The organism is Thermomonas sp., from assembly GCF_020850895.1.
In the GTDB taxonomy this organism is placed as follows: domain Bacteria; phylum Pseudomonadota; class Gammaproteobacteria; order Xanthomonadales; family Xanthomonadaceae; genus Thermomonas.
The window spans coordinates 1-6265 of the sequence record NZ_JADZDS010000046.1 but is presented as its reverse complement, the minus strand read 5'-3'; the positions used below and the strand labels follow the sequence as shown (position 1 = coordinate 6265).

Genomic DNA, 6265 nt, shown 5'->3' with positions numbered 1-6265 from the left:
GCTTGGCCTTGCCCTGCGCATAGGCGTCGAGGAACTCGCTGCGTGTACTCGCCGGCCAGCTGGCCATGCTCAGCAGACGAATGCCCTTGGCCACCCGCGCCATGCGCGCGTCGAGTGCGGCGTGGTGTTCGATCTCCCGCGCTTCCGTCATCATCCTTCCCCGAAAACCACGCGTGCATGACCACCTCGCCGCCAGTGAACCCCCGCGACAGGTCGACGGTCAATCCCGGACCCGCGCCAAATGCAGCCGCACTCGTGCATGCTTGGCCCAGCATTGGCCCACAAGTACACCCATGGAACTGAGCTGGATCGAGGATTTCCTGAGCATCGCGCAGACCGGCAACTTCACCAAGTCCGCGCAGCTGCGCCACCTGACCCAGCCCGCCCTGTCGCGCCGCATCCGCGCACTCGAACAGTGGCTGGGGGCCGACCTGATCGACCGTAACAGCTACCCGGCCAAACTGACCCAAGCCGGCGAACGGTTCCTGGAACCTGCGCGGGTGATCAGCCAGCAGCTCGGCAGCGCCCGCGCCGCGATGCGCCGGCAGGGCGCGCACGAGCAGTCGCTGCGCTTCGCCCTGCCGCACACCTTGGCGATCAGCTACTTCCCGCAGTGGCTGGCGCGCCTGCAGTCCCAGTACCACGTCTTCCCCAGCACCCTCGCCGCCGGCAATGTGCACGATGCGGTGCAAAGCCTCGTGGAGGGCAATGCCGACCTGCTGATCTGCTACCACCACGAGGCGCAACCGGTGGCACTGGATCCGGCGCGCTATCCGTTCCTGCCGCTGGGCAGCGAGCCTGTGCGCGCCTATACCCGCGCTGACGGAGATGGCCAGCCAATGTTCAATCTGGAGGCGGACGCGCCGGTTCCGTTCCTGCACTACGCGCGGGAGGCCTCGCTGCGCCGGATCGTCGACCGCGTGCTGGAGATCGCACCGCCGCGCGCGCCGCTGCTGCCACGCTACGAAACCGCAATGGCCGAGAACCTGAAGAACATGGTGCTGGAAGGCCATGGCGTGGCCTTCCTGCCGGCCAGCGCCGCCGCGCGGGAACTGCGTGAAGGCACCCTGGTGGAAGCCGACGACACGCGACGCGCGACCACGCTGGAGGTGCGCATCTACCGCGACACCCGCCGCGCACACGCCGCCATCGATGCCCTGTGGGCGCATCTGCAAGCCACTCCCGCCTAGCCATGCCGCACACGCATGGCCGATGTGAAATCCGAATTGGCCATGCGTTCCGACGCTGCCTAGAGTGCATCCACCCTCGAAAGGATGGATGCAATGACCTTCCGCCGCGAACACGACCTGCTGGGTGAACGCCAGATCCCCGAGGCCGCCTACTGGGGCGTGCACACCCTGCGCGCACGCGACAACTTCCCGATCAGCGGCCAGCCGATCAGCACCCATCCCGATCTGGTGGTGGCACTGGCCGCGATCAAGCAGGCCGCCGCGCAGGCCAACCACCGGCTGGGCCTGTTGGATGCCACGCGCTGCAATGCCATCGTGCAGGCCTGCGAAGACATCCGCGCCGGCCAATTGAATGACCAATTCGTGGTCGATGTGATCCAGGGCGGCGCCGGCACCTCGACCCACATGAATGCCAACGAGGTGATCGCCAATCGCGCGCTGGAGATCCTCGGCCACGCCAAGGGCGACTACACGCGGTTGCACCCGAACGAACACGTCAACATCGGCCAGAGCACCAATGACGTCTACCCCACCGCCGTCAAGCTGGCGGCTTGGGCGGGTGCACAACGCCTGTTGCTGGCGCTGCAGGACCTGCGCGACCAACTGCGTCGCAAGGCCGACGCCTTCGCGCACATCCTGAAAGTGGGTCGCACCCAATTGCAGGATGCGGTGCCGATGACCCTGGGCCAGGAATTCGGCGCGTTCGCCACATCGATGGATTCGGCGATCACCCAGCTGGGCGCCGCGCTGCCCGGCCTGTGCAGCATCAATCTGGGCGCCACCGCGATCGGCACCGGGGTCACCACCCACGCCGACTATCCCGAAACCGTTCGCGCCGAGCTGTCCGCCCTGCTCGGGATCGAACTGCGCACCGCCGCCGACCTGGTGGAGGCCACCCAGGACTGCGACGCCTTCGTCGCCCTGTCGGCCGCGCTGAAGCGGCTCGCGATCCGCCTGTCCAAGCTGTGCAACGACCTGCGCCTGTTGTCCTCCGGGCCACGCACGGGCCTTGCCGAAATCCGCCTGCCGGCGCGCCAGGCCGGCTCCTCGATCATGCCGGGGAAGGTCAATCCGGTGATCCCGGAAGTGGTCAATCAAGTCTGCTTCCAGGTCATCGGCAACGACCTCACCATCACCCTCGCCGCCGAAGCCGGCCAGCTGCAGCTCAATGCCTTCGAGCCGATCATCGCCTGCTGCCTGCAGCAGAGCCTGGCCCACCTGACCGCCGCGGTGGACAGCCTGACCCGGAACTGCATCGAGGGCATCGAGGCCGACAGCCCGCGCATCGACAGCCTGCTGAACGCGTCGCTGGCCTTCATCACCGTGCTCAACCCGCATCTTGGTTATGCGCGCACCACCGAAGTCGCACTGGAAGCGCTGGCCACCGGACAGGACGTGCGCAGCATCGTGCTGGCGCGTGGCTGGCTGGATGACGCGCAGCTGGGCCGCATCCTGGATCCGGCCAGCGCCACCCGGCCCGGCATCCTGGCAGCCGCATGACAGCCACGCAGGCGCCGTTGCCCAGGATTACCCTGATCGCCACCGGCGGCACGATCGCCGGCGCATGCGAGGACGCGCTGCAACAGCAGGGCTACCGTGCGGGCGCGCTGGCCATTGATCACCTGCTGAAGCAGGTGCCTGGCCTGGCAACCGTCGCCGACATCCACGCCGAACAACTGTTCGCCATCGATAGCGCCAGCATCGAATACTCGCATTGGCAACAGTTGGCAGAGCGACTGAAGCAACTGCTGGCCGATCCCGGTGTACACGGCGCGGTCGTCCTGCATGGCACCGACACGCTGGAAGAAACGGCCTATGTCCTTCATCTGACCGTCCCCAGCGCAAAGCCCATCGTGCTCACGGGCGCGATGCGCCCGGCCACCGCGATCAGCGCCGACGGGCCGATGAACCTCTACCACGCCGTCACCGCTGCAGCCCATCCGGACTGCCGGGGACTGGGCGCTTTGGTGGTCTTCGGCGACACCTTGCTTGCCGCACGTGGCATGCAGAAATGCGACAGCGTCCCCGATGCGTTCGGCAACGGCAAATACGGGCGTCTGGGCCTGATCAAAGGCCGCGCTGTGTTCCTGTATCAACGTCCCGTCCGTGCACCCGGTGATTTCCAGGTGCCTGCCACCGTTCCGAACGTGGCGCTGCTCTATGGCCACGTGGGCCTGGACCCTGAAATGATCCTGCAAGTCGGCAGGCACTGCGACGGCCTCGTGTTTGCCGGAGTGGGCAACGGCAATCTGCACCCCGCATGGCAACGCAGCCTCACGGAACTTGCCGCACGCGGGGTCTGCATCGTGCGCACCAGCCGCGTTGCCAATGGCACCACCGTCCATAACGGCGATATCGATGACGATCGTGCTGGCTTCATCAGCGCCGACAACCTGCCGCCGGTGCAGGCGCGGGTCTTGCTCATGCTTGCATTGAGCAAAACCCGTGACCCACGCGTCATCCAGCAATTGTTCGACATGTATTGAGGCCCCTCGGAGCAACGCAGAGGGGCTTCGCCATGGATGGCCCAATCCAAGTAGCTTTCAGGAGGGGCGCTATTTGGATCATCTCCAAGCACGCGAGAACACCTTGCAGCGTTTGCTGTGGTGCTGCCGCCTGCTGGATTCATCCATGCAAGTCAATCAAGCACCAGGGGTCCTTCATGAAAACTTCGCAGCAAATCCTGTCCATCGTTGCATTGTCAGTCATGACCGTCAGCGCCAATGCCGCCGGTCTGATCGACCTGCACAGCCAGCGCAACAGCGTCCAACCAAGGCAGCAATACCGTGCGACAAGAATAAACTCCGAACTCCAGGCCACCACGACCAGCAGGCATGAGCATTTCATCGGGCTGAACGCGGACACCATGCTGGTACCGCATCGCCGTTACGACAACGCCCATTCGCGAAATTTTCGCTACGGCCAGTCATGGCGCGGCATCCCCATTTTTGGCAGCGACATTGTCGTCAGTGAAGACATGAGCGGCAATGTGCGTGCGCTATTCGGCAATCAAGTCGTCGGATTGGAGCGCGACGTCGCAACCACCAGGCCCAGGATAAGCAGCGCGACTGCGCTCATGGCAGGCGTACGCGCCGGCCTCGGTCAAGCCAACATCCGGCGCATCGTGCGCAACCAAACCTCCGAACTTGTCATTTTCCTGGACGATGCAAACAAGGGCCGCCTCGCTTACAAAGTCGGTTTCTTCGCAGACGCCCCTGCGGGTGGCCACCCGACCCGCCCGATCATCATGATTGACGCGCAGACTGGCGCTGTGCTCAAACAATGGGAGAACCTGCAGCACGCCAAGGTAGGCACGGGTTACGGCGGCAATGTCAAAACCGGACGATACACCTATGGCTCCGGTGGCCGCCCATACCTGGATGTCACCGTGAACGGCACCACCTGCACGCTGCGCAATGCCTACGTCAGCACGGTGAACCTGAAAAACGGCTGGGACAACTCATGGACAGCGCCGTTTTCCTATCGCTGTTACTTCAACTCGAATTTCGCCGTCAATGGCGCCTATTCGCCGATGAATGACGCGCATTACTTTGGCCAAGTCATCTACAACATGTACAAGCAGTACCTTGGCGTCAGCAAGCCCTTTGACTTCAGCTTGGTGATGAAGGTGCACTACGGCCAGCAGTATGAAAATGCATTCTGGAATGGCGAGTACATGACCTTCGGCGATGGCGCCAACAGCTTCTACCCCTTTGTCAGCCTGGATGTCACCAGCCATGAGATCTCGCACGGCTTTACCGAAGAAAATTCCGGCCTGCTGTATTTCGGCCAATCCGGCGGCATGAACGAGGCCTATTCGGACATTGCCGGTGAAGCAGCCGAATACTTTGATCGTGGTCGCAACGACTGGATGGAAGGCGCGGAAATCACCAAATGGAACGGCGGCATCCGTTATTTCGATGACCCGACGCGCGATGGCTACTCCATCGGCCACGCCAACAATTTTTACGCCAACCTGGATGTGCACTACAGCTCGGGCGTGTACAACAGGGCGTTCTATCTGCTTGCCAACAAACCCGGCTGGGGCGTACCCAAGGCCTTCAAGGCATTCATGTTTGCCAATCGCAATTACTGGACAGCCTCCAGCACCTTCAACCAGGGCGCCTGTGGCGTGGAATATGCGGCCGCCGACTTGGGTTACAACAGCAGCGACGTCACCTCGGCCTTCGCGACCGTCGGGGTGAAATGCGCAACCTCCAGCAATTCACGCGATGGCTCGGTATTGCTGCCGTATACGGCCCAGTACAACTGGTCGTACAACTACCTCGTCAACGTCAACGCCGGTGAACTGTTGACCGTGACGACCAGCGGCGGCACCGGCAATGCCGACCTGTATGTCCGCGCGGGCACTTACCCCACCCTGTCGGCCTACAACTGCCGGCCCTACCTCACGGGCAATCGGGAAATCTGCACATTCAGACCCGGCTCGACGACGACCTACTACATCGCCGTCAACGCCTACCAAGCGTTCAGTGGCGTCAGGTTGACCTGGGCCATCAACTGACGCATGACTCACAGGGTTCGTGGCTCACCCGACACGCAGCCACTGCCGCGTCCACTTCCGCCAACGGGAGTGGACGCGAAGGCATCAATGCCGTCCGTACTTCTCATCCAAGCGCTTGTTCAGGGCCTTGCCCTGCACGCGGGCTTCGGCCTTCTGCGCCAGCCGGGTGGCGAGTTGGTTGGCCGCACCAGCGACTTCGGCATCGAGCTTGAGGTAATTGGCCACCCGCTCCGCATCGATGTCACCGCGCTCCACCGCCACGCGCACCGCGCAGCCGGGCTCCTTAACGTGCTTGCAATCGTTGAACCTGCATTGCTCTGCCAAGGCATCGATGTCGGCAAAATATTCCGCCACGTCTTCCTCACCGGTGGGCTTGAGCTCGCGCATGCCGGGCGTATCGATCAGGCAGGCGCCCGACGGCAGGGCGGTCAGCGCGCGGTGGGTGGTGGTGTGGCGGCCGCGCGCATCGCCGGCACGCACCGCACCGGTTTTCATTTTCTCGACCCCAAGCAGGGTATTGGTCAGGGTCGATTTACCGGCACCTGAACTG

5 protein-coding genes are annotated in these 6265 nt (G+C 63.5%); 4 read left to right on the top strand and 1 reads right to left on the bottom strand.

All coding sequences use genetic code 11. The annotated features are described in order from the left end of the window. Nucleotides 1-293: 293 nt before the first annotated feature. The 4 genes from IT472_RS04460 to IT472_RS04445 all read left to right on the top strand — a co-directional run bounded on the left by IT472_RS04460 (nt 294) and on the right by IT472_RS04445 (nt 5715). Entirely contained in the window at nt 294-1190 is an 897-nt protein-coding gene (locus tag IT472_RS04460) for a LysR substrate-binding domain-containing protein (protein WP_297179000.1), read from the top strand. Nucleotides 1191-1283: 93 nt separating this feature from the next. Further along, nucleotides 1284-2690, top strand: coding sequence for an aspartate ammonia-lyase (locus IT472_RS04455; RefSeq protein ID WP_297178998.1), 1407 nt, complete (start codon nt 1284-1286; stop codon nt 2688-2690). Beyond that, on the top strand, nt 2687-3676 hold the full coding sequence (locus tag IT472_RS04450; RefSeq protein ID WP_297178995.1) for an asparaginase: 990 nt from the start codon (nt 2687-2689) through the stop codon (nt 3674-3676). Before IT472_RS04455 ends, IT472_RS04450 begins: the two co-directional genes overlap by 4 nt. Before the next feature lie 32 nt (nt 3677-3708). Next, a complete protein-coding gene (locus IT472_RS04445; protein WP_297178993.1) occupies nt 3709-5715 on the top strand; it encodes a M4 family metallopeptidase in 2007 nt (668 codons plus the stop codon). A gap of 84 nt (nt 5716-5799) precedes the next feature. Here the strand turns inward: IT472_RS04445 and rsgA are convergent. Further along, nucleotides 5800-6265, bottom strand: a 466-nt coding sequence (gene rsgA, locus IT472_RS04440; protein WP_297178991.1) for a GTPase RsgA, incomplete at its 5' end; no start/stop codon positions are given.